This window comes from Legionella qingyii (genome assembly GCF_003184185.1).
Genome location: NZ_QHJG01000006.1, coordinates 1 through 25,977 on the forward strand (window position 1 = coordinate 1; position 25,977 = coordinate 25,977).

Sequence of the window (25,977 nt, forward strand, 5' to 3'; positions counted from 1 at the left end):
CTCTTTCTACTCAATACTTAAGAAAAGTGATTGGTTTTTAAACTTTGATGAAATCGCCCTGAAAAATGATCCATCGCCTGATTTATTTAATATTTCCTTAAGAATTGAACGATACAATGGCGTCAATTAATGAGCTATTCATACAGATAAGTATCAAATGGTTTAATATCTGTATGAGCGGAGGACTGATACAACTTAGGCAATCTTAAATCAATAAGCTGAAATTATGTTGAGATAGATTTTTTAAGTTATCAGTGTGCTCAAAACAATCCAATAATAAAAACCTACGACAAAAGCACTATGTGTGTTGCTTTACGTTTTGATCAAACCTTTTTCATCACCTTTCTTAAACATAATCAAATAATACCTACAGCGAATTGAGCAAGATTTCCTGGGAGCAGCAATTTTTTATCTCGAATTACTTAACAGGTGCAGCATTTTGGCTGAGCTCATTATTAATTTTTAAGTAGGTATCCCATGAACGACAAACACGATCAGAATCAACAAGAACAAATAGCGCTGATAAGAGCAGAACGTGCACGACAATTTGCAGAACAAAAAGCAAAAGAAGAGGCAAAAGGATTGCTAGAACATTTAAATGTTCTTAATGAATTCTTCCATCACTATACATTTCCCAAAGACACACATGAAGATATTTATGCGACAACAGAACGTACCAACCAATACGTAACCGCGGTGTTCGAGTTACAACCCGTACTTAATGAATTAATCCAAAAATGGGATGGTATTGAATCCGAGCTAAGGCTACTCAGTCATGCGATGCAATTGCTTGCTACGGGCAAATCCAGTGCTTTAGGCGATTCATTTGAACATGAGTTAACGCAATTTTTTAAGTGTCTTCCTGTGTTGCTGGAGCATATAAACGAGGTGACGTCGCATATTAATGACCGAGATGAAGAGCGGCGCTATCATGATCAGAGTATTCTCGTCGAAGTGCGGGTGCTTCAGGAGCACTTGCAACAGATTCTTCATCAGCTATCTGGAGTGCAATTGCATGATGTTGATGAAAAGGCAGTTTCAGCTGTTGCGGCCGCACCGAGTAAGGCACTTGATGTAACAGAAGATGTTAAAGATATCAATCAAGACAATCCTTTTTTTTCACTTCCTGACGAAATGATGATGTCGATTCTACGCCACTTACCGCCACAGGATTTGCTTAATGCCCGATGGATGGCTAAATCAAAAACCGCAGTAGTTGATGCCACACTAGAAATGATAACCCGACCGTATTTTATCATCGATTACTTAAGCCATGCGGATGGAATTGCTGGCCATCAGTTTACAGCGTTTTATCAGCGAACCCCACGTTATCAAGAGCTAAAGCGCAAAGTCCTGGCAAATGAGCCTCTCACTGCCGAAGAAACTATTTGCTATACGCTCACCCGCGATTGCAACGTCTTACCCGCTAACTTAACAGAGGCCATGCAGGAACTGCCCTTAGATGAAGCCACCAAGAACCACTTGGAACTGATTCGTGCTGCTTCAGAAGAAATTCGTGCAATTGATGATATATATATAAGATACTTTAGTTGGCCAACGGAGGGCATTGCGAATAAAGCGATGGCTCATCGCGCTAATTTATTGGAGCACCTGAAACTACATCCAAATCAATTTGTTAATGTTTTGGCTGGGGCCAATTTTAGTGTTGGGCACTTCTCCGGTGTGGACTTTTCTTATCTTAATCTAAGAGGCATAAACTTTAGAGAAGCTGACCTTCGAGGGACCAATTTTAGTGGGGCTTTTCTTGCTGGAGTGAACCTGAACAGTGCTCTATTGTTCGGTGCTGATTTTACCGATGCGAAACTGGGCGGCGTGCAGTTACATTGCGTGAATTGTGATGGTATGGATCTGTCGGCAATGAATTTAGAAGGAATAGATTTTGAATGGGCCTATATTCGCGGTGCGAAATTATTGCCTGCGGGTGCCCTAAATAGCCCGGAAGAATTAAGCGCTGTGTTAGCTCAATTTGTACAAAGCATTGCAAATCATTCTTCTGGTAGCAAGCGTAAACTACAAGAACACATGTTAGCAGAAATTGCGCAGCATCTTGAGCTCTCCACCGAACACAGTTTAAGAGAAAAAATCGACTTGCTGGATGTTGCTTTAGCAGAGATTGATCCAGGCGAGCTGATTGTAGGGGTATTCCCATTCCAAAATGCCTGCCAGAAATTAAAAGAAAAAATGACCTCCGCACAACCTATACAGGACATTGCAGATCATCCGTTGAAAAACGAGGCAAAGGAGATTCTTGAGCGAATTTTGGGGATGCTACACGGAACGGACGAAGCTGAAGAAAAAAGGCCAAGCTGGCTTCCAAAACGGAAACAGATTAACGTTCAGGCCTATATGCGGCAATGCCGCTTATTGGTGGATTGTATTAAAAAATACCCTGAGCTAAATAATGGTCTCAAGGTTGCCAACGCGCTCGGTATTAGCCCTGAAATGTGGCATATGCTTTATACTACATATCCGGCTTTTTTTAATTTTTATCCTTCTTATTCGCCAATTTTAGTCGATTATCCTCGAGATAAACAACAAACGGATGATGAAGCGAGATATTATGCAAGTGAGGTATTTAATGGCTATAAGTTTAATATCAGATTACTGCAAAAAATAAAATGGAACGAGTTAGATCGATATTTATATGGAGAAGAAGATTTTGTTATCCTGGAAGGCAATGAATTTGATGAAAAGAAAGTAAAACTGGGTGATTTGTTGATTACTTTTTGCCCTAAGGGAAGTGATTTTCCAAAATTTGAAGTGATTGATTTTGAACGCCACAAACTAAAACCTGCTTTTTCAATTAATTTAGCGCATTATGGGAACATATCTTTGGAGGCATGCGTACCATTCGATCCCTTTGATATTGATCCTTCGCAAAAATTTAAAGCTTTCTGGTTGACTGTTGATGACATTCAATATTTCCCAGCGGCTTATGCATTAAAACAACAAATTATAGAAAGGGTGTTTGCATCTGAACGCGTCAATCGTAATCGTAAGCAAGAACTATTTTTTCCGATTTTCGAACAACATGAAGATAAAGATGAAAATCAATTGGCTGTGTTGCCCACGGAATTGCTTGATATGGTTTGTGCCTATGTTCATATGAACCGATTTAGGTCGCACAAAAATACTTCTCCCTTAGTTCAAGTAGGTGAGTTACACGGACAGTTTTTCAGGGAACGAGCCAAATCATTGCCAGAGAACACTACAAATCGACATGTTGGCTCAAGCTCCATGGCAAAAGAAAAGGAGATAACTACTGTGGAAAACCAGGAGCCTAAATCTGCTGAGAAGCTTGCTGCACCAAGAGCTCACGGATTATTTGCAGAGACTCAAAATGGAATCACCCAGGAACGCACAGCGCCGGTTGTAGCGCCTGTGATTCCAGAGCAAGGAAGAGGGCGACCAGTCCAAGATGGGACTCAAGGAGACTCTGAAACCTGTCTTCCTAAGCCTAGTATTGGTAGTTGCTTAATTTCATAAATTAATACTCAGATCCAACCGTATTTGGTTCCTCCAGCTTACAGATACGGTTGGCAAATTATACCCCTTGCGAATAAAGTTTTTCGGTTTCTACCTAAAATGAGCGTGTCGTTCCCGCCCGCTTGAAGCGACAAACGAAGTCAAATTTTTTAAGCGGGAATCCATAACAGAATATGAGCGAAGAAAATAGGGCGAACGATTGATATCCCTCGCACGTCACTGGTGAAGTGATACCGACTAAGGTATTATTCCTTATTAAGGAGAAGGCTAAGCCCTAAGGATGGGAGTTCATTGTTAATGAAACGTCTTGGTTTATCATTGCTACTGATTCTGGTTGGCTGTGGTGCTGCATCGGCTGCGCAAAAGACAGTTGTCTGCCATATGCAAGGAATAGAAGATGCTATTTCCTTTGCGCAACCCAATAAAATTGGGGATTTACCCAAAATTGATTTTGATTATCCAGTGAATGTTACTCGGTTCAGCCTGCGAGCTGATAATTTACTGCTCCTCGCGATGGATCAAGATGAGAAAGATCGCCCACGGATTTTCTTTTCAGCACAATTCAATAAACAAAAACAAGCTTATATTGGCCAATTTATGACGGATTCTGGCGGCAATGAATTGCAACTGGATAACGGTCCCCTTTCTTGTACATTAAAATAAATTAAGGTTCTTAGGAGGGCTCGCTAAGGTTCAAGCGAACGATTGAGTTCTTCGATTTCATCGAGAATCTTTAGAAATTTTTCTCCAAATGGGGTAACGAAATACTCAACCCTAGGTGGAAGTTCGTGAAACGTTGTTTTACCAAGGATGCCAAATTCAAGATTTTTTCTAAGACATTGATTTAAAACCTTAGTGGTGAGCCCTTCGACACGGCGAACCATTTCCCCGGGACGATTGATTCCATCTCGCAAAAGAGAATAGATGGTAAGAGACCACTTACAACCGTATATTGTCTCAACCATAGTTGCTGCTTTTAAGGTTTTTTTTTCGTTCAACGCGTTCTTCAAATAATTCAATAATCAGTACCAATAAGTACCTACTGTACCACTAAGTACTTACTTTTTTTAAGATTATATATCTCCCATACTCAGCAGAACAGATAGTTTACTAACTAAAAGGTGAGGGACATGTTACATCATAATTTAGCCATTATTATAGGTGGCTCTAGTGGTATGGGATTGGAAGCAGCAAAAAAACTAGCCGCAAGTGAACTTGATTTACTCATCACGGGAAGAAGTGAGCACAAGTTGAAGCATGCTGCCAATGAAATAAGACGGGTAGGAGGCAAAGTCGAAGAGTTAGTTACTGATCTTTATGATAATGCTCAGGTCGCACAATTGGTTATGAACATAAAAAATGAGACGCGCAAAATAAAATATCTTATTAATGCAGCTGGCTATTTTAAACCCATAAGTTTTTTAGACCATACAGAAGAGGATTATGATCTACAAGTAAACCTCAACAAAGCATTTTTCTTTATTACGCAAGCAGTTGCAGAGAAGATGAAGCACGAGGGAGGTGGCGCAATAGTTAATATTGGCTCCATGTGGGCGCATCAAGCAGTCAAGGCAACGCCTTCCTCGGCCTATTCGATGCAAAAGGCGGGTCTTCATTCATTCACCCAACATTTAGCCATGGAGCTTGCGGATCATAACATCAGAGTGAATGCGGTAGCCCCTGCAGTGGTCGTAACACCCATCTATAAGTCATTCATCAAGGAAGATCAAATTGAAGTATCGCTGCAGGATTTCAATAGCTTCCACCCGATTGGCAGGGTAGGCAAAGCCACTGATGTGGCGAATGCCATTGAATTCCTGTTGTCCGACAAATCAAGCTGGATCACTGGGGAAATCATCAATGTTGACGGGGGTGTTATGGCGGGAAGAACTTAACAAAGTCCGTGAGCGATACTCTATTAAGTTAAAGAACAAATCCCTCCCCCGTTTACGGGCGAGGGGAAAGGGCGCGACCATTAAGGTAAGGATTCTTGTCATTCCCGCGAAGGCGGGAATCTATTCTTAAATTTGGCACTACGCCTTGTCAGATATGGGTTCCCACCTTCGCAGGAACGACAGTTTGTTAGTGGGCACTTTCTCCCCAAGGGGAGAAGGGATCTTTAATTCTTATTCAGGGTGAAATCGCTTAAAGAACTGGAGCATTTCATAAAAGACATAGGGGCTAGCATCGCGATGATCGAGGGTATCACTTACTGATTTAATAAAGACAGCACTGCCCGATTTCTTAAACTGTTCATAGGCTATTTCTGCCCCATGATAAGGAACGTCTGTATCCCCCTTGGTGCCAACAAGCAATAAAGGTGCTGTTGGCGAAAAACTATAATGATTGAAATAGTTTTTCAGTTTCTCTGAATTGTCTTCTGTATGATTCAATATGGCATCAAAAAATTCGGGTTGAAAAATTAATGCTGGGTTTTGCGGCAGAGCATTCAGTATTTCCTTAGTGGAATGGTGCCCATCAAATAATTCAGGAATAGTAGCATGATAAGGACTGACAAATAGCTGATTTAAATCGAGCCAATAGTTTTTATAGGTTTGTAGCGAATAGAAAAAGTACGCTAAATATGCGGTGGCTCGAGGCCCCGGATTGCGCATAATAAATTGCATGGTTTCATTCCAGTCGTAAGGCGCGGAGCCTAAAGCAACAGCAGTAACTGGTATATCGGGATACTGGGTGGTCAGTAACTCAAACAGTACTAAAGAGGAAAATCCTCCTTCTGAATAACCACCAATATAGAGCTGGTCATTAAGATCAATTTTTATTATTTTGGCTAGCTGCTTGGCGGCTAACAGCATATTCATACTGCTACTGGCCAGGGTTTCATATTGTACGTAAGGATGAAGTGGAAGTTCGTTGTCTCCAAAGCCAAGATAATCCGGCATAACGGTTAGATAGCCACCATGGCTGGAAAATAAAGCCGGATAAATCGCATCCCCTTCCTTCATCTTCGAAGGTGCATCCTCATGGTTGAAACGTGTTCCATGCTGATAGCTGACAATTCCTAGTGTATCGTTTATATGAGGTACAGCCACCAAGCCTGAGGCCGTGGTGATATGGCCATCAGGAGCTGGGGTTTTATAGTTGATTTTATAAAGAGTTACATCGTAATTGGCTTCAAGTGCATCAAGTGGATGCATTTTTTTTAATGCTACTTGCGCCATCTCTTTAGAAAAGGTTCCTAAATAATTATAATTAACTAGGATTTCATTACGTTCTTGCGATTGGCCATAGGTGATACTTAAGAAGAAATATAAGGAGAAGAAAATAATTTTTTTTAAATTTGCCATCGCGATTTAGTTCCAAATAATCTTTAAAAGACAAGTACATTAAGAAAGCTCTACAACTCAGATTCAACTTTTTCTTCAGGGTTGTCAATTATAAATTTTCGCTGCATCTTATTGTTTAATAATCATATTTTAAGATTTATGTGAACAATCCAACACTCTGTATATATATTTACATCTGATAAAGGTTAAAATTGGGCCATGTTAATGTAATTAGGTAGTATTTAGATAAAACAGGATGTGGACAAATGAGAACAAAAAAAATACTAAGATTGATTTCGACAGAAAGCGATCAAGACGTGATCCTAAAAAAGCTGGATTTATGGTTCAGTAAAGACCCTCAATTAATCGAAAGAACTTATATTTTTGAACGCAATATTTTTCATCTTCTAGTATTAAAAAACAAAACGAAGGTTCTTGATAAATTGTTATCCGATGAGCAACGAAAATCAGTTGCGCAAAGAGCTGATCGACTAGGTAATACTCTATTGCATTTCGCAGTACGCAATGGAGGAGAAAATCAAGATACTTTGAATGTTTTGCTTAAGCATTTCCCTGAAATGGTCAATACCCAGAATAGAAGTGAAAATACCCCTTTTCATGATGCGGTTATTTTCGATCAACTCTGGGCGGTCAACATTCTTCTTAACCATAAGCAAACAAAGCGTTCAATAAAGAATGCTAATGATAAAACAGCCCCAGAATTAGCTCTTGGCAATCCTGCGATAAGGCAGGCAATACTTAGTATTGATTTGTCAAAAATTCAATTACTTGATTTACGTAATCGTCCAAGTAGTTCTAATTCGAGCGCTTTTGATAGTTTTCATGAGTCATTTCCTTTGATGTCTTCCCGAAGTAATTCATCAGATAGTTTAGCTTCTCCAGATAGCGTCGATTCTTCCAGTCCATCATTCAAATTACAAGAAATCAACTGGCGTGTACTTAATTTTGACCCAGGGGAAGAGCAAGAGGAAACGGAAGTTCTTAATAGGAAACCCACAAAACCTTATTCATTAACTCCTTATCTCAAGAAGCTATTAGCTGCCCATCAAGAAAAGGATTCGTCTTATCAGGCGTTATTCGAACGAGTTTGTAGGCGATTTGGTAAATATCATTTAAGTGAAGCTCTGGATTTCAGTGAGTTTTCAGCCGCCACAGTTCAAGAGGTGCTGCTGAGTATTCTGTCTTCTTCATGTTCGATTGTGACTGCTCAATCTAAACAAATTCAAAATAGAAATTTTCAATTATTCAAGGAGTTTTCTTCTTTGCTGCTCAGCAATAATTTAACGCTCCCTGAATCAAAAGAGATTGCCATTTCTGACAAAGAATCTCTTGCTAATGCTCTCAAATTATTGACAGCCTGCAAGGAAACACCAGAATCAATACGTGAATTTGATTTTGAACGAATCGCTCATAGAGCTTTAGGTTTGCTGAGCTTTTATGATTTGATAACCATCCTCATTAATCTGAGACGATTATATAAAAATCTCGATTATCATCAGAAGATTGTCGCTAATTATGTTGTTTGGCAATTATTTACCTATCAGTGTATTGAAGGGATAACTCCTGATTCCTTGGTCTTTTTACAAATGAAACTCTTCTTCAAATATAATGTTGATAAGGAGTTTGGTTTAGGTTTATTGGGGATGCAAATTAATGCTCTTTTTGAGGCATTAATTGAAAATAATTTGGATGTTTTTAATGTACCGGCATTAAGCAACTATCAACAAATAACGCAACGACTTGCCGAATATGAAGTCTCACAAGAGTCTTTTGATCGGTTAATTGATCGCGCAATGGATTTGAAAAAAGGCGAGCGAGAGTATGAGGTAAAACGGCTTGCTCAAGAAATGCGTATTCTTACGATCAACTTTTATCAAAACGTACTTATAAAAGAATTTGGTGGCGGCGAGTGGGCAAAAGCGGAATCTAAAAAAAATGCACCACACATAGATAAGTCAACTCAATTTTTTAACAAGTTAAGCGCTTATTTTGTGAAGAAAATATTGAGTCAGCCAAGTAACAATATTAAAAATGCATTACAATTCATGCTGGAGTTGGCTCATGAGCTTTGTCTTTTAGATGGTGAAAAATACCCTGATTTAAACCACCTGATGCTAATTTGTAGCGTATTGAATAATAATAATATTTTACGATTATCCAATTCATTTGAACTTTTATCGTCCAAAGAAAGAAAAGCACTTGCTGAATTGGAGCATATGGTTAGCAAGGAATCAAATTCAAAATGGATGCGCGAAGTTTATCGACTTTATCGAACGACCTTGCCATTTTTAGGTATTATTTTAACTGATGTTACTTTTGCTACTGATGGAAATCATTATCCTTTAAGCCGTTTTGAAGCAGTTGGTGGGATTTTGATGAGGGTTCTCGAAATCAAAACCTTGTTAAATAATAAATACAGCCGTAATACCACTGACCTGCAGGATTTTTTAAATAATTGTCTTGAAATCAGTGAGGACGACTTATATTTAGCTTCTCTTAGAATTCAGCCAAGAAAAGGGGATGTGTTGAATCTGGATGAACCAAGTAAAGATTGGCAGTTTATCTTGGATCATCTGAACCAAAATTTTTTAAACAATAATTTGATCCCTGCAGTTATTTATAAAGGGCAAATCCATCCCCCCATTCAATTGGCGAATCGATTAATTTCTTATTTTAGTAGATACATAGAAAATTTAAATAAAGCAGTCAAGGAGTTGAATGAGGCCGAAGAGCTTTCCGCAGAGCAGCTCAAATTAAAAGAGGATCATGACAAAATACGACAGTTGATTGAGCAGCTTGAAAAAACAATTGATCGAATTATTGAAGTGAATAAAACCTTCTACGTCAAACAAAATCTTATGGGGGCACTATGTCCCGTATATTATCAGAGTAAGATAATGCAGTTGAATCAGCAACAGTCACTGGTGGATAAATCTACAGACTTAAAGAAAACACGAAGAACTTCCTGGCGACAAGTTAGCACGCTTGTGCATAAAAAGCTTTTTTTCTCTTCTGTAGACGCAATCAAACCACAAACAGCTACAGGAGAACCTCTTTCGAGAAATTTCGCTGAGCGAATCCGCGCTGATATGGAAGTCGAAGAAATTCAACCGGATGGGGATTTGAGTCAACATGAAAGCAGTTCATTAAAACAGCTAAGCTTTTCTTAATGCGCACTTGTTATAATATTTGACCAACCAAACACACAGGAGTTACAAGATGGCATTGTCGCAACAAGAGCGTGAGGAACTGATACGTTTTATTCGATCAAATCAGTTAAATATTAAATCATCGACCGGATGGACTAATTATTCGAAATTTAGACAAAATAAAGATGCTCTGGTATTGGATATTGATGATACTGAATCATTAAGCAAGGTTTTGCAGTTCATTACTGCTTTAAATAAAAAGAAAGATCCTGCAGATCGTACTTTAGTAAGGCCTGCTGCAGGAGGTCGAGGAAAGAAATACAGTGAATCCTATTCGGTACATGGAGTGGAAGACGCTGATATTGTAATTCGTTTAGTAGGGAAAGAATTTACGGAAATTAAAGGGGTTGATAAGGAGGGGCAGGTTGTTACCATTGGTGCCAGTATGCAAGTTGGCGAAATAAATCAACAACTCTATGACCAATATAATCTTACGTTACCGACGTCCAGTTTAAATCCATACATTTCATTTATTGGTTTAGCCGCTAACAGCGGTATTGGTACTGGAAAAGATCAGCCCGGTGTAGCCGGCCTTATCAAATCGATGACACTCTGTCTGCCAAATGGAGAGATTGTAACCATTGATAGTTCCCATCCTGATTTTGAGACCATATGTTCAGGCCATCAAGGTTTATTCGGTTTTGTTTTAAGTGCTGAAGTTCAATGTATTGAAGCGCAAAAATTAGAATGCAATAAAGAAGTCATGAGTGTTGCGCAATTAATTGACGAAATAAAGCAGGGTTTATTCGAGCGCGATCCTTATACCAGTATCTATATTATGCCCACTTATCAAGCTGATGAGTTGACCAATCGAGCTTATAAAAATGTCTGCGTTTATCGTTGGCGTCCTGTTGAAAAAAACTGTGAGGATCAAAATGCTCGTACGCCCTTAACGCATGTAAGACAGGAAATGGAAACGAGAATTTATGATTATCTGAAAGTCAGCAATTTCTTGTGCCAATTTCCGCATGTGATTCCCCAATTTGCACAATATATAGTTCTTCCTCTTGTGATTGGGAGCAAAAATGAGACTTCTGTATCACGCTGGTATGATTCAGTTCATCATCAGACAGGTTATCCCGGAAATGTTGAAGACACAGGCTTATTATTTGAAGTGAGCGAAGATTGTCATGAAGTAGTCATCGCTCTGGAAAAGGTATTTACAACATTACATGAGTACAGTGAGCGCGATTATTTTCCCATCACTTCGGGGATGTATTTACGCTATTTACAGGGAATGAATGGTGGTGTCTCTATTACCCAACACGCCGACGGAAAACATGTTTGTTCGTTTGATATGGTTTCAGATATTCATAACCCTGGACATGATGCTTTCCAGAAAGAAATTACCAAATTCTTTAGGGAAAATCTTAAGGCGGTTCCGCATTTAGGAAAATTTTTACCTGATGATTATCAATTAAATTGCGCTGAGTATAATGATGCCTTAGTTCGATGGTATGAAGATAACAATTTAAATCTTGAAGAAAGCATGTTGCTTACCGCCCATTATTGCAAACTTTTGCAATTCCCTAATATGATGCCTGCGCAACCCGATTTTTCAAGAAGACAATTTGCTTTATTCCAACCCGCAGAAAACATTCCTCAGTTAAGAGATAGTGTTGATGATGAGCCCAGATATAAAGCTGCAATTTGAGCCTGCATGTCATTATTGCCAAGGTAGGTTGCATTGACAATTAATTTTTATTGCCTCTGGTATTTGTTTTATTCAATAACTAAACTTATTGAAATATATTAAAATTAACTTGAATTGAACGCTCTTTACCTACTAAGGCGGGTTGGGCGTAAAATTAAAACAGACGCTTGATGTTGATATGAACAGGACTTACGAAAAACGCCAAGGTCGAGGCAAAAAATGTTTTTAATGAGGAAGTTTAGATATACTAAATGACCGAATTAAAAACATTTTTTAACGAAGAGATGGGGGGCGTAAGTCCTGATGAAAATAAATAGCCTATGAGGGGCTGATAAAATGATACAGGACAAGAAGTCAAAACAGTTGTTGGGAATGGCTGTAATCATTTTAGCTATCCTTTTATTTCTACTTTGGCATTATTTCCAACCTAAGGCGTTAGGAAGTGATTTTGCCAGTGGGAATGGACGAATTGAAGCGATAGAAGTTGATATTGATACTAAAATTGCTGGGCGGATAAAAACCATCTACGTTGACGAAGGGGATTTCGTCAAAACAGGCCAGGTGCTTGCCAAAATGGATACCGATTCCCTTGAGGCGCAACTTCGTGAAGCGCAAGCCAAATATAAAGAAGCTCAAAGCAATGTGATTAGTGCCAAGCACCAGGTTATCCAACGAAAAAATGAAAAGGAAGTGGCTCAGGCTACGGTAGCTCAACGTCAAGCTGAGTTAAGTTTGGCAAGAAATCGGTTGTCTCGCGTGCAAAAGCTGGTCGCCAAAGGAGCTGCTTCAGTAGATAGTCTCGATGAAGCAAATGCGCTTTTTTATAGTGCTGAGGCCGTATTTAAAGCAGCCAATGCTCAGGTTGCTGAAAAAGATGCAATGATTGCAACCGCAGAAGCGCAAGTTAATGGTGCAGAATTATCCGTTGATGCAGCTGCTGCGACAATCGAGCGACTGAAAGTGGATATTAAAGACAGCACCTTGGTTGCACCAATTGATGGACGGATCCAATTTCGTGTTGCTCAGCCAGGAGAAGTACTGGCTGCTGGGGGCAAAGTATTAAATATGGTCGATTTAACCAATGTGTATATGGTTTTTTTTCTGCCCACAGAACAAGCTGGAAGAGTGCAGATAGGTGCAGCCGTACATCTGGTGCTTGATGCGATTCCTCAATATGTAATCCCGGCAAAAGTGACTTTTGTCGCGGATGTTGCCCAATTTACCCCCAAAACTGTTGAAACAGCAAGTGAGCGGCAAAAACTGATGTTTCGTGTTAAAGCACGAATCGCTCCAGAACTACTAAAAAAATACATCCATGCTGTAAAAACAGGGTTACCTGGTATGGCTTATGTCCAGTTGAATCCTAAAAGTAAATGGCCTGCCAATTTACAAGTGAATGTGCCAAATGAGCGAAGATAATGCCAAACGAATTGGAATAATTGATAATGTGAGCCTATGGTTTGGTAAGACGCAAGCACTTAAGCAAATCAACCTGAATATTCCTGCCAGTTGTATGGTTGGATTTATTGGTCCGGATGGGGTAGGTAAATCGAGCTTGCTTTCCTTAATTGCAGGGGCACGTGCGATTCAGCAAGGAACGGTCATAGTTTTAGGCGGCGATATGAAGAGTGCTTCTCATCGTAACGCCGTATGCACACGCATTGCTTACATGCCCCAAGGATTAGGAAAAAACCTTTATTCTTCACTTTCAGTTTTTGAAAACATTGATTTCTTTGGGCGCTTATTTGGTCATGAGCGCAGAGAACGTGAATACTATATTACGCGATTGTTAACCAATACCGGGCTATTGCCATTTAAAGATCGGCCAGTAAGCAAATTATCTGGTGGAATGAAACAAAAACTGGGTTTATGTTGCGCCCTGATTCATTCACCTGATTTGTTAATTTTAGATGAGCCTACTACCGGTGTTGACCCTTTATCTCGACGTCAGTTCTGGGAATTAATCAATGTCATTCGTCAAGATAAACCGCAAATGAGTGTTCTGGTAGCTACTGCCTATATGGAGGAAGCGGCACAATTTGATTGGTTGGTCGCGATGAATGATGGAGGCATTTTAGCAACAGGAACCCATAATCGGTTGTTGGCACATACTCAGACTTCTACCTTGGAAGAAGCCTTTATTGCCCTGTTGCCCAAAGAACAACAAATGCATCATCAAAAGGTAGTAATTGAACCACGGTTACAGCAAGAGTTTGCTGAAATTGCTATTGAAGCTAATGGCCTGACCAAAAAATTTGGTAATTTTACCGCGGTAGACTCAGTAAATTTTCGTATTGAGCGAGGAGAGATTTTTGGTTTTTTAGGGTCCAATGGTTGTGGTAAAACAACGGTCATGAAGATGCTGACTGGATTATTACCAATAAGTGCGGGGCAAGTATGGCTTTTGGGTAAAACAGTTGATGCTCATGATCTTAATATACGTCGACAAATTGGATATATGTCGCAATCCTTTTCGTTATATGCAGAACTGACGGTTTTTCAAAATTTATTACTGCATGCTCGCTTGTTCCATTTACCCAAGGAACAGGTCCATGCGCACATTAATCGCTTGGTAAACCGTTTTTATTTAACCGATGTTCTTAATGAATACCCTAATTCTTTGCCGCTAGGGTACAAGCAAAGACTGTCATTAGCAGTTGCGGTACTCCATCAGCCGGAAATTTTAATTTTGGATGAGCCCACCTCTGGTGTTGATCCTTTGGCACGTGATTTGTTTTGGCAATTAATGATTGATTTGTCCCGCCAGGATCGGGTCACCATCTTCATTTCCACTCATTTTATGAATGAAGCAGAACGCTGTGATCGCATCTCTTTGATGCATGCGGGAAAAGTATTAGTCAGTGATAAACCAGCCAATCTGATTAAAATAAAAAAAACCAAAACCCTCGAAGATGCCTTTATCTGTTACCTTGAGGAGGCTCGAAAAGAAGAGTCCACGAGCCAAATTACTTCATCAACAAACAGGACAAATCAACGCTCCTTTCTGCTCGCAAAACAAAATCAAAGAAATATAGCGTTTGATATCCGACGTATGTACAGTTATTGCCGGCGGGAAACACTAGAACTGATTCGTGAGCCTATTCGTGCGATTATGGCTTTTTTAGGTAGTGTCATTCTCATGATCATCATGAGTTACGGTATAAATCTGGATGTTGAAAATCTATCTTTTGCTGTGTGGGATCGCGATCAAAGTACTACCAGCCAAAATTATGTGCTTGATATTGCGGGCTCACGCTATTTTAGTGAGTATCCGCCGGTTATAAATTATAACCAATTAGACAAAAGAATGCGTTCGGGGGAACTGAATCTGGCACTCGAAATACCCAATGGTTTTGCCCGTGATATCAAACGAGGCAGGGAAGTCCAAATAGGCGCTTGGGTCGAAGGCGTCATGCCCCAGCGTGCGGAAACGGCAAGAAACTATATTCTGGGATTACATCAGCATTGGCTGGCGAATAACCTGCCTGAATTCAAAAAAAATGATCTGCAGAATTACTTCAATATAGAAACACGGTTCCGTTACAATCCTGATGTGAAGAGTTTACCGGCTATGGTTCCTGCGATGATCCCCTTACTTTTAATGCTGATTCCCTCCATATTAACGGCACTTGCTGTAGTGCGCGAAAAAGAATTGGGTTCCATTATCAACTTATATGTCACTCCAGTTACTAAAATGGAGTTCCTGCTTGGTAAATTACTGCCTTATATCGGCCTTGCCTTATTTAATTTCCTCTCGTTGGTTGCACTTTCTGTATTCTTTTTCAAAGTGCCTATTAGCGGTAGTTTTTTAACCTTTCTGATGGCAGCTTTTATTTATGTCGTCATCGCGACATCGATGGGATTTTTAATTTCTACTTTTATGCACAGCCAGATTGCCGCAATTTTTGGTACGGCAATCCTTACTATTCTTCCCGCAACGCAGTTTTCAGGTATATTGGAACCTGTATCCTCTCTTGAAGGATTAGGAGCTTTGATTGGCCAAATTTATCCCGTGACTTATTTTCTGAATATATCACGAGGCATTTTTTCCAAGGGATTGGGTTTTAATGAATTACATGGTGCTCTTTTTTCGTTATTACTTGCAGTACCCATATTAATGGCCCTTTGTTTGTGCTTTATCAAGAAACAGGAGCAGTAAAATGGCTATAAGTAATATAGTCTATCTGGCAGTTAAGGAATTACGGGGCATGTTACGTGATCCGATTATGCTGATATTAATTATTTTTGCATTTACTGTTTCTGTTTATGCGGCTGCAACGGCGTTACCTGAAACACTGAATAAAACACCTATAGCCATAGTCGATGAAGATCAATCTCCTCTATCACAAAGGATTACCGATTCATTTTATCCGCCACAATTTACTCGACCCGTGCTCATTAATTTGACCGAGATGGATTCTGGAATGAATTCTGGGACTTATACTTTTACCCTGGATATCCCCCCCAATTTTCAACGTGACTTATTGGCTGGCCGTAAACCCTCTATTCAATTAAATGTCGATGCAACACGCATGAGTCAAGCATTTGTCGGCTCGGGTTATATTCAAACCATGATTAATGGGGAAGTCAGTGAGTTTTTAAGACATTATCGCGAAATTGTCATTCCTCCAGTAGATTTAGTGTTGAGGGTTCGCTTCAATCCTACGTTAAGTAAAACTTGGTTTGGGGCCGTTATGGAAATCATTAATAATGTGACCATGCTTTCAATTGTCCTTACAGGAGCCGCACTACTGCGTGAGCGTGAGCATGGGACGATTGAGCATTTGTTGGTGATGCCTATTACTCCATTTGAAATCATGACCAGTAAACTTTGTGCTATGGGCTTGGTGGTATTAGTAGTCAGTTCATTCTCTCTGGTCATCGTGGTGCATCAGTTACTTGCCATTCCTATTGAAGGTTCCATCCCTTTATTTTTATTAGGAAGTGCGATGAATTTATTTGCGACAACATCCATGGGTATTTTTATGGGAACTATAGCCCGCTCCATGCCACAATTCGGTTTATTACTGATCCTGGTTATTATACCTCTGGAGATGCTCTCTGGAGGTATGACACCAAGAGAAAATATGCCTGAGTTGGTACGTACCATCATGCTCGCAGCACCCATCACTCATTTTGTTATGCTGGCGCAATCGGTGTTGTTCCGGGGGGCTGGTTTAGATATCATATGGCCGCAGCTGGCAGCACTTGCGTGTATCGGGTCTACTTTTTTCTATATCACATTACGTTACTTCCGTAAGTCGATTAGTTTGTTATAGATTATCCCTTAATTCATGCATTATGGCTTTCTATTTTTTCCAGAACCCATTAAGAGTACTGAGTGATTATTGGTGGGGACGCGCTTTTAAAAGGAATTTATTATGAAAACAGCATTGGTATCTGGATTTGCCCGTTCATTTATATCCGGTTGGCCGATTGCAGAAGCAACAATTACGGTTCTTGAACACGAGCAGTTAAAATTTAAGACGGATTCTTCGGGAAAGTTTGGACCCTTCGCGTGGCCCGTTGGAGAACCGATTACCTTGGTTTTTGAGAAATCTGGATCGTTTTGGACCGGATATAAGACAATACAAACAGCGACTTTAATTGTTCCGCCCGAGGGAATCAACGATGCGAATTTCCTAAAAAATATTTCATTTCAAGTTCCTTCAAATATGGCCTATAGATTTCTTTCTTTCGCAATGGGGGAAATTGAAGACCCGCAAGCATGTCAAATTGCTGCAACAGTTACACCACCCAATACCACCATGGATGACATCCCGCAAGGAGTTGAAGGTGTTACCGTGACTTTATCACCTAAAGTGGATGTAAGAACATTTTATTTTGGGATTTTTCCGATAGTTCACAAAACAAATCCTTTTGTCAAAAAATTAACATCGACGTCACTGGATGGTGGGGTTGCCTTCATCAATGTTCCACCAGGTGATTACATCATGGAAGCCAAAAAGGATAACATCCTTTTTTCCAAAGTAGCGATTAAGGCACGTAAAGGAATGATTGTGAATGCAAGCCCGCCACAAGGTCCAACAATGCTCGAAGACCCCAAAGTAGATTCAGAGAAAAAAACAAATCAGTTTAGTTTTTTTAAACCGGCATTAGCACTAGGATTTACTACGGTGGGTGCTCTTGCTGCAACTAGTATGCTGAGTAAACCTGCTCCATAAATCCTATAGGCTTAGCTATAATTGGACATGGGCCGCGTCATGGGATTACTGTTTCCTTTGAGCCGAAACGAGATAAGTGGATTCTTATTGATGCAAATGCGCCGCCAGCTCAGAAATATTCAGAAGACGATGCCATAGCCAAAGCTTTATTAGTAGAGGGTGCTTGTTCTACAAATGGAACTGCGGGAATTAATACGCACGTTTATTTGATGTCAGGAAATGAATCCTTACAACATGCACTTTCTGAATGGATGCAGGAAGTACAGAAATTATCTGAGCAGGATATGCAAACAAAAACCAAATAGGAGGATTCGCGAGGAGGAACTTTGTTGAGTGTGGTTCTTCGCAGCAATAATTCCGCTTGTTGTTTTAAAAAATGAACACGCAATAGAACGATTAATAGATTTTGATATTGCTGCATTGCTTAATTCCAAATTGTACTCTACTTTAGTAAATAAACATGAATATATATTTAATCAAATCGAAAAAGTTAAAGCATATAAAAATCAAACTAAGGAATTAACGAATACCCCGCAGAATCCAGCCGCTTAAGATATTGGTATTCTGACGGGCTATTGAGCAAGGAATGAAAGAACATGACAGACACAGCAATAGAAAAAACAGTGAGAAGAGTTTTTGATGAGTTGTGGAATCAGCAAAGGGCTGCCCTGGCAGATGAGCTCTTTTCTGCAAAAACCGTAATTCACTTTAGCTATGAACAAGCAGCCAATTTACAGAATTTTAAAGAAGCGCTACCGCAATGGTATCACGCTTTTCCGGATCTGATGCACTCTATTGATGATCTGATCGTGAGTGGTGATAAAGTCGTAACGCGCTGGCATGGCCTGGGTACCCATCAGCATGAGTTTTTGGGAATTCCCGCAACAGGTATCCCTGTATTTTATAGTGGCATTACTATTTTTCGCTTGGATAGTAATCATCAAATCGCTGAAGCTTGGGTCTATAGTGATTTAGACGACATGATCATCAAAATGCAGCAAAGTCAAAAGCAATAGGCATGATTATGGAAAAAGATCGGGAAAAGCGTTATGAGCGGGCAAAAAAATTTCTTCCGCAAAATGTTGTTGGTTTGCTAAAAAACCTTCAACCTTCAATTGCGTGGTCCCCCGATGATAAGCGTATTTGCTATCGGCATGATACGAGTGAAGGTTATGAATATTTAATTTTTAATCTACAAAGCAAAACCAAGGAGCTCGCTTTTGACCACAAAGTAGTGGCAGCAACAGTTGCTAAACAGTTAAATCGGGAAATCAAGGCTTTTGCCTTGCCAATCAATCAAATTGATTTTTTTGACGAACACATTTTGCAATTGCATATTGAGCAATTTATTTTTCAATATGATCGAACAACGCAGGTGCTCTCGCGTATTCCTGAGGCAAAAAAAACGGCTGCTATGACTCGATGCCCCACGATCATGGAATTATGGGGACTTTTACCCATTCCTATTGTTCCAAGAGTTCGCTCACCAGATGAGCGTTGGGATTTATACAGTAAGGAGCATAATTTATTTCTTTTTTCATTTGACGAAAATAAAGAATATCAGCTTACTACAGATGGCACAGTAACGAATGCATATGCAGCTTCCCCTGATACTAATTTAACTTCATTAACGCTGCGTCGTACTCAAACAGTACTACCGCCTATGGCTATTTGGTCTCCTGATTCACAAAAAATTGTAACTTTTCGATGCAATCAAGAACATGTAAAAAAATTGGCATTATTACAACATGCTCCTGAAGATGGTTCTTTTCGTCCCCAGGTTTTTGAGGCGCATATTCCTTTTTTAGGTGATGAAATCATTCCAGAAATTAAATTATGTTGGGTTGATGTCAGGGAAAAGAAGCTGTACGAAATCGACATGCCTCCTTTGATGCCCGCATTGGTGGGTTCTCCAATTGAAGCAGGTTATGTCTGGTGGAATGAAGACAGTACAAAAATATTTCTTTTGAAAGAAGAACGAGGTAATCATCAACTTTCTTTATGCGAATTAAATGTTGCGACCCAAAAGCTGCGCGTCATCCTTACCGAAAAGTCCAAAGGGTATCTCGAACCCAGTCAATTAATTTTGTGGCAAAATTACACGCGAATACTCGAAGCCTCAAATGAATTTATTTGGTTATCCGATCATAACGGTTGGGCGCATCTTTATTTACATGATTTACAAACGGGGCAAATAAAAAATCCCATTACGCAAGGTCTATGGATGGTTCGCAAAGTATTCCATGTTGATATGAAACATCGATGGATTTATTTTTTGGCTAATGGGAACGAGTCGGGTGTTGATCCCTATTTCCGTTATTTATATCGTGCCCGCTTGGATGGAAATGACGTGCAATTGTTGACACCAGAAACAGCGGATCATTCAATTGTCTTCTCACCATCCCAAGAATATTTTATTGACTATTATTCTTCTATGGATTCCATTCCAATCACAAAACTACGTGATAAGAATGGCCTAGAGCTCGATACCATAGAAAAGGCTGATTTTTCCCAGCTCTTTTCTTTAGGATATAAACAGCCTAAGCCTTTTTGCCTAAAAGGTGCGGATGGAGAAACTGATATTTATGGTGTTATTTATTTCCCTACTGATTTTGATCCAAAGAAAAAATATCCAATAATTGATGATATTTATCCTGGGCCGCAATTAACTCGAGTTCCTAAAACGTATTGTTATGATCCTCCTGAATATCTTTATGGCTGCTGGTGGCCTCAAAGTGTAGCGGAATTAGGTTTTATCGTTGTCAACATCGATGGGCGAGGTACGCCTTTGCGTTCTAAAATATTTCATGAGTACTCCTATCAACATTTAGAAAGTGCAGGTGGATTAGAGGATCATGTTGCGGTCATTAAAAGTCTGGCCAAGCAGCATTCTTATATTGATATCAATCGGGTCGGAATTTTGGGGCAATCTGCAGGGGGATATGCTGCAACTCGAGCTTTATTGGACTATCCTGATTTTTATCGAGTAGGGGTCTGTGTTTCCGGATTACAGGATTTACGAAGTTATTTAGCTTTTTGGGGCGAGCGGTATCAGGGTATGCCAAACGATGTAGACTACACACTGCAATCAAATTATCCACGGGCTGATAAACTTCAAGGTAAATTATTTCTGATTCATGGTGATTTGGATGATAATGTTCATCCATCCAACATGTTGCAATTTGTTGATGCGTTAATTAAGGCAGATAAAAATTTTGATATGTTATTAGTGCCTAATGCAAACCATGGTTTGTATTTCATGAATCCTTATGTTTGGCGTAGAATTTGGGATTATTTTGTTGAATATTTAAAATAGTAATTACGTCCTTACGTTTTACTGCTACGGGGTGGGTGTTCAATGAATTCCTTGAAGAAAGAGCAACCCGCTGCCATAATAAATTTAACGCGTTACCAGTAATTTAAAGAAAAGGATTCCTTATGGCTACTGTAGGTACTTATCTCGCACAACGCCTCCAAGAATTAGGCATGAACGATTATTTCGCTATTCCTGGTGACTATAATTTGGGCTTATTGGATGAACTGTTAAAAAATAAATCACTAAACATGATCAATTGCTGTAATGAGTTGAATGCAGGTTATGCAGCTGATGGTTATGCACGTATAAAAGGAGTTTCTGCACTGATTGTTACCTTTAGCGTTGGCGGCTTAAGTGCGGTCAATGCTGTTGCTGGTGCTTTTGCTGAGAATCTGCCTGTCATTGTCATTTCAGGGGGACCAAATACAAATTCAGTACAAGATGCGGAAATTCTACACCATACTTTGGCGACCGAAAATTACAGCTATGTTCGCGAAATTTTTGCAAAAATTACTGCACATAGTGTGTTTATTCATAGACCAAGTGATGCGCCCATGCAAATTGATACCGCTATTGCGATTGCGCTTGCAAAGAAAAAACCCGTTTATATTGAAATTGCATGCAATATTGCAGGACTTAGTGTTTCTCCGCCAACGCAACGGGCGCTTAATGTCAAAAAATTGAGTGATACGTCATCTCTTGCAGCCGCAATTGAGGATGCCGCTGCTAAACTTAATGCAGCAACTAAGCCAGTATTGATTGCAGGCAGTAAATCTCGTCCTTGCGAAGCAACTTCTATGATCGAAACCTTAAGCCAAGCCTGCGGCTATGCTTTAGCTGCAATGCCTGATGCCAAGGGATTTGTTTCAGAGCAGCATCCCAATTATATTGGCATTTATTGGGGGCCTGTCAGCTCTCCTGGATGTGGCGAAATTGTAGAATCAAGTGACCTGTATTTCTTTATAGGACCAAATTTCAACGATTATACGACGGTTGGTCATGTGTGTAATATCCAACCCAAGAAGCTTATTGTTATTGCGGATGGGAGTGTTTCTATCGCAGGAACAGTGTATACCGAAGTATACATGAATGAGTTTTTACATGGCTTAAAGGAGCGATTGAAATTCAATGATGCATCACTCAAAGCGTACAAACGAATCGCTGGTTCCGCTCCTTTATATAACGAGCCAGATGATTTGAATTCACCACTCACTACCCGATTTTTATTTGGGCAAATTCAGAAACTTCTAAGTAGTGATTATGGGGTGTTGGCGGAGACTGGTGACTCATGGTTTAATGGCATGCGTCTCAATTTACCAGAAAATTGCCCGTTTGAAATTCAAATGCAGTATGGATCTATTGGTTGGTCTGTAGGGGCGCTTCTGGGAATGCAAGCCGCACTTCATAATAAAAAACGTGTTATTGCTTTGATTGGTGATGGTTCTTTTCAAATGAGTGCCCAAGAGCTTTCAACGCTCATTCGTTATGGATTTAAACCGATTATCTTTTTAATGAATAATGCTTCGTATACGATTGAAGTTCAAATTCATGATGGCCCGTATAATGTGATTAATAATTGGCGTTATGCTGATTTAGTGGATGCTTTTAATGGGGAACAAGTAAATGCCCGCGCATTTAGGGCCCCTACGCATCAAACACTTCTTGATGCAATCGCAGAGGCTAAAAAAGCGGATGCCTTATGCTTTATTGAGGTCATTTTAGACAAAGATGATTGCAATAAAAACCTATTGGAATGGGGCGCCAGGGTCGCATCCTACAATAGTCGGTCACCAAGAACGAATTAGCCGTGCCCGCTATGTTCCATCGTGTCTACAACGAACTATACTTATACTTATAGTGATGGTTAAAAAGGACTTATATGAAAATCTATTTGAATCCTCAACCACATGCAGTGGAGCGTGTAAATAAAGTTCGAAATAAACCCTGTAGCATGCCAACTCCAAGACATAACAAAGTAGAAGAAGATTTATCGGAAATGTCAGATACAGAAATTTTCAAAACCGAATCTGAAGAGCAAGCTTGGAGAGATGTCCTTAAAAAGGATAAAACTCACTAGGTTTTTTCGATAAGGAATTATAGGTGATTCATTTTTTTCAGGTTTTTTTAGCACTTCTGTTGGTTTTACTCAATGCATTTTTTGTTGCCGCTGAATTTGGCATGGTAAAACTTCGTGCGACCCGTGTTGAAGCAATCAAAGATAATTATGGTCTACGGGGAACAATTTTAGTTCATGTGCATAAAAATCTTGATGCTTATTTATCTGCATGTCAGCTCGGTATCACGATTGCATCACTTGGTTTGGGTTGGGTAGGAGAGCCGGCATTTGCTGAGTTGCTTAAGCCTGTTCTGATTTTTATTGGCGTTGATTCACCGAGAGTAATTACAGTAATTGCTTTTTTCGTTGCGTTTTCATTTATTTCTTTTCTCCATATTGTTGTTGGAGAATTAATGCCTAAATCCCTTGCTGTTCGTCAATCAGAACGGGTATCCGTATGGACTGCACTTCCTTTATATGGTTTTTATTGGTTAATGTACCCGGCAATATGGGTACTTAATACTTGTTCAAATTTTCTTTTAAAAGTGTTTAAATTAGATGAAGTCCACCAGACTGAGTATTTTTATTCAACAGATGAAATAAAGCTGCTCTTGGGGACAAGCCATCTGCATGGTGAGCTTACTGAAGAAGAGGTTGAAATCATTGAACACACTCTTGATTTAGCCGATCTTAAAGTCACTGAAGTCATGCGCTTTAGTGAAGAAATGATCGTGATCAACATAAGTAAGCCGATACAACAAATTATCGATGTAATTATGGAGCATCGCTACAGTCGATATCCTGTTTATGACCCAGATAAAAAAGATGTGATTGGTATTATTCATGTAAAAGATCTGCTTCCTATTTTTTATCAGCATGGTGAAATCAAAGAGTTACACTCACTGATTAGACCGGTCCTTAAAGTGTCTCGCCGTCTACCTGCATTGGATTTATTAAATAAATTCCGTGAAGGGATGTCTCATTTTGCTCTTGTGTACAGCGGTAAAGGAACTATTTTAGGTTTTGTCACGATCGATAATTTACTGCAAGTACTGATTGGCCGCATTAAAGATGAATTTCATCGTACCAAAGTGGATTGGGTATTGAATGCAGATGGAACCATATCTGCCTCGGGGAATTGTTCCATTTATTTTTTAGAACAAGCAATTGATGAGGATATCGATATAGAAGACGAAATTGATACTTTAAATGGGTTATTCCTTCATCGATTAGGTTATTTGCCTAAGGAAGGGGAGCGTATTGAGTTTCCAGAGTTTAATGCCAAAATTGAAAAAGCAACCCCCTCAAAAATTATTAAAGTAAGAATTTATCCTAAAAATGCGGAGCCTTCTGAAGGGCAAAATGATGTAAAAATCTGATTTGGCCTTGATACTGTGTTCAAACAGCCCTGTTGTGGAAAAGTAATATAACGGAGCTGATGGGTTGGAGATACAACGTTCTGTGAACAATTCGACTACACTTTCGATTTTTTTTCTTGAGTTCATTTCGATAGTCCAATAATTTGCAAATAAAAATTTATCTGCTCCAGTTTTTCTCTATTTTATGAGTGTAGTCACTTTTTTGGTATTCAAAAAATAATCATTATTTTTGCTAATTTTTTTCTGTATATGACGATCAAAATGATTGTGGATAAGTATATGGAGCGACATTATCATCGCTGACAAATGTGATTTTATGGTTAAATTTGGATCATATTGGTTGAATTATGAAAATTACTTGCCTATATTTATAACATTCATTAATTCAAATAGAGAGACTCAAAGCTCTTTGATTAAGGTAGTTATGAAACAGACCGAATTGCATTTGTATCGTGGTTTAACCAATTCGGAAAAGCGATACAGTAGAGCCATAATATGGATACCCTTATTAGTTACACTATACAGCATAATTTCAGGGATGTTATTTAATATTGGTGTTGGTACATTAATATTGTTTTTAATTTGTTACAGCTGTACCGTTTTAGGGATTACGATTGGTTTTCATCGCTTGTTAACGCATCATTCATTCAAGGCAAAGCGATGGGTTAAGATTGTGTTTGCTTGTTTTGGTTGCATGGCTTATGAGGGACCACCATTCTTTTGGATAGCTGCTCATCGAAGACATCACAAATATACAGAGACTGAATTCGATCCGCATTCACCCCTTTCAACAAAAAAAGGGGGGCTCTATGGTTTTTATCACGCTCATATGGGATGGATGGCTAATCATACTTTAGAGAACTGGCGATATTACCTGGGCGATTTGCTCCGGGATCGCGATTTATTGCTTATAAACAAACATTATAGCCTTATTGCTCTGGGCGGAATAATTATTCCTGGAATCATCAATGGATTAATGTACATGAGCTGGTATTCGTTCTGGGAAGGAGTTATTGTTTGTGGATTTGTCAGAATCTGTTTCCAACAACATGTTACCTGGTCCATTAATTCTATTTGTCACATTTGGGGCAGAACAGATTTTAAAACTCAGGACAACAGTAAAAATAATTGGCTCTTTGCGCTTCTCGCTTATGGTGAGGGTTGGCATAATGGACATCATGCTTTTCCAAGTTCAGCCAAGCATGGGTTAAAAAAATGGCAAATTGATCTTTCTTATATATTAATATTATTACTATCACGCGTGGGGTTAGTCCATGAAATCAAGTTACCTACAGAGGAGCAAATAAAACAAAAATCTATAAAATAATATAATGGTGATGTCCTGGGTTCTCATCAACTATTA

General features: G+C 39.3%; 18 protein-coding genes. 16 read left to right on the top strand and 2 right to left on the bottom strand.

Going from position 1 to position 25,977, the window contains the following annotated elements:
* Window positions 1–477 precede the first annotated feature (477 nt).
* Together DGG96_RS04575 and DGG96_RS04580 are read left to right on the top strand one after the other, a co-directional pair.
* Window positions 478–3,507, top strand: a complete 3,030-nt coding sequence (locus DGG96_RS04575; protein WP_110141781.1) for a pentapeptide repeat-containing protein — start codon at window positions 478–480, stop codon at window positions 3,505–3,507.
* Between the two features lie 297 nt (window positions 3,508–3,804).
* Window positions 3,805–4,170, top strand: a complete 366-nt coding sequence (locus tag DGG96_RS04580) for a hypothetical protein (protein WP_110141782.1) — start codon at window positions 3,805–3,807, stop codon at window positions 4,168–4,170.
* 23 nt (window positions 4,171–4,193) lie between these two features.
* Here the strand turns inward: DGG96_RS04580 and DGG96_RS04585 are convergent, their stop codons facing one another.
* Window positions 4,194–4,505 carry a winged helix-turn-helix transcriptional regulator gene (locus tag DGG96_RS04585; protein WP_240610429.1) on the bottom strand — a complete coding sequence of 104 codons (312 nt, stop codon included), beginning with the start codon at window positions 4,503–4,505 and terminating at the stop codon, window positions 4,194–4,196.
* 132 nt (window positions 4,506–4,637) lie between these two features.
* Between DGG96_RS04585 and DGG96_RS04590 the strand changes: the two genes are divergently transcribed.
* Window positions 4,638–5,402, top strand: a complete 765-nt coding sequence (locus DGG96_RS04590) for an SDR family NAD(P)-dependent oxidoreductase (RefSeq protein WP_110141783.1) — start codon at window positions 4,638–4,640, stop codon at window positions 5,400–5,402.
* A 231-nt stretch (window positions 5,403–5,633) separates the two neighbouring features.
* Here the strand turns inward: DGG96_RS04590 and DGG96_RS04595 are convergent, their stop codons facing one another.
* Window positions 5,634–6,815, bottom strand: a complete 1,182-nt coding sequence (locus tag DGG96_RS04595) for an alpha/beta hydrolase family protein (protein ID WP_165831578.1) — start codon at window positions 6,813–6,815, stop codon at window positions 5,634–5,636.
* Window positions 6,816–7,060: 245 nt separating this feature from the next.
* On the opposite strand from DGG96_RS04595, the gene DGG96_RS04600 reads away from it, so the two are divergent.
* From DGG96_RS04600 to DGG96_RS04660, 13 genes are all read left to right on the top strand, one after another.
* Window positions 7,061–9,985 carry a RasGEF domain-containing protein gene (locus tag DGG96_RS04600; RefSeq protein WP_110141785.1) on the top strand — a complete coding sequence of 975 codons (2,925 nt, stop codon included), beginning with the start codon at window positions 7,061–7,063 and terminating at the stop codon, window positions 9,983–9,985.
* Between the two features lie 49 nt (window positions 9,986–10,034).
* The gene (locus DGG96_RS04605; RefSeq protein WP_110141786.1) at window positions 10,035–11,678 is read left to right on the top strand and encodes an FAD-binding protein; all 1,644 of its coding nucleotides are present in this window, start codon (window positions 10,035–10,037) and stop codon (window positions 11,676–11,678) included.
* A gap of 336 nt (window positions 11,679–12,014) precedes the next feature.
* Window positions 12,015–13,097, top strand: coding sequence for an HlyD family secretion protein (locus tag DGG96_RS04610; protein ID WP_110141787.1), 1,083 nt, complete (start codon window positions 12,015–12,017; stop codon window positions 13,095–13,097).
* Window positions 13,084–15,837 (top strand): ribosome-associated ATPase/putative transporter RbbA, encoded by a 2,754-nt coding sequence (gene rbbA / locus DGG96_RS04615; RefSeq protein ID WP_110141788.1) that lies wholly within the window; start codon window positions 13,084–13,086, stop codon window positions 15,835–15,837. The genes DGG96_RS04610 and rbbA overlap by 14 nt, the downstream gene beginning before the upstream one ends.
* Window position 15,838: 1 nt before the next feature.
* Complete coding sequence (locus DGG96_RS04620) at window positions 15,839–16,957, top strand: ABC transporter permease (protein WP_110141789.1); 1,119 nt, start codon at window positions 15,839–15,841, stop codon at window positions 16,955–16,957.
* 102 nt (window positions 16,958–17,059) lie between these two features.
* Window positions 17,060–17,863: a carboxypeptidase regulatory-like domain-containing protein gene (locus tag DGG96_RS04625; RefSeq protein ID WP_233590517.1), complete on the top strand. Its 804-nt coding sequence runs from the start codon at window positions 17,060–17,062 to the stop codon at window positions 17,861–17,863.
* Window positions 17,864–18,196: 333 nt separating this feature from the next.
* Window positions 18,197–18,415, top strand: a complete 219-nt coding sequence (locus DGG96_RS04630) for a hypothetical protein (protein WP_110141791.1) — start codon at window positions 18,197–18,199, stop codon at window positions 18,413–18,415.
* A 44-nt stretch (window positions 18,416–18,459) separates the two neighbouring features.
* Window positions 18,460–18,879 carry an ester cyclase gene (locus tag DGG96_RS04635; protein ID WP_110141792.1) on the top strand — a complete coding sequence of 140 codons (420 nt, stop codon included), beginning with the start codon at window positions 18,460–18,462 and terminating at the stop codon, window positions 18,877–18,879.
* 2 nt (window positions 18,880–18,881) lie between these two features.
* Window positions 18,882–21,179 carry a S9 family peptidase gene (locus DGG96_RS04640; RefSeq protein ID WP_240610431.1) on the top strand — a complete coding sequence of 766 codons (2,298 nt, stop codon included), beginning with the start codon at window positions 18,882–18,884 and terminating at the stop codon, window positions 21,177–21,179.
* A 122-nt stretch (window positions 21,180–21,301) separates the two neighbouring features.
* On the top strand, window positions 21,302–22,984 hold the full coding sequence (locus DGG96_RS04645) for a thiamine pyrophosphate-binding protein (RefSeq protein ID WP_110141793.1): 1,683 nt from the start codon (window positions 21,302–21,304) through the stop codon (window positions 22,982–22,984).
* 74 nt (window positions 22,985–23,058) lie between these two features.
* Entirely contained in the window at window positions 23,059–23,256 is a 198-nt protein-coding gene (locus tag DGG96_RS04650) for a hypothetical protein (RefSeq protein ID WP_110141794.1), read from the top strand.
* A gap of 23 nt (window positions 23,257–23,279) precedes the next feature.
* A complete protein-coding gene (locus DGG96_RS04655) occupies window positions 23,280–24,614 on the top strand; it encodes a hemolysin family protein (protein WP_110141795.1) in 1,335 nt (444 codons plus the stop codon).
* Between the two features lie 424 nt (window positions 24,615–25,038).
* Window positions 25,039–25,941 carry an acyl-CoA desaturase gene (locus DGG96_RS04660; protein ID WP_110141917.1) on the top strand — a complete coding sequence of 301 codons (903 nt, stop codon included), beginning with the start codon at window positions 25,039–25,041 and terminating at the stop codon, window positions 25,939–25,941.
* Window positions 25,942–25,977 lie beyond the last annotated feature (36 nt).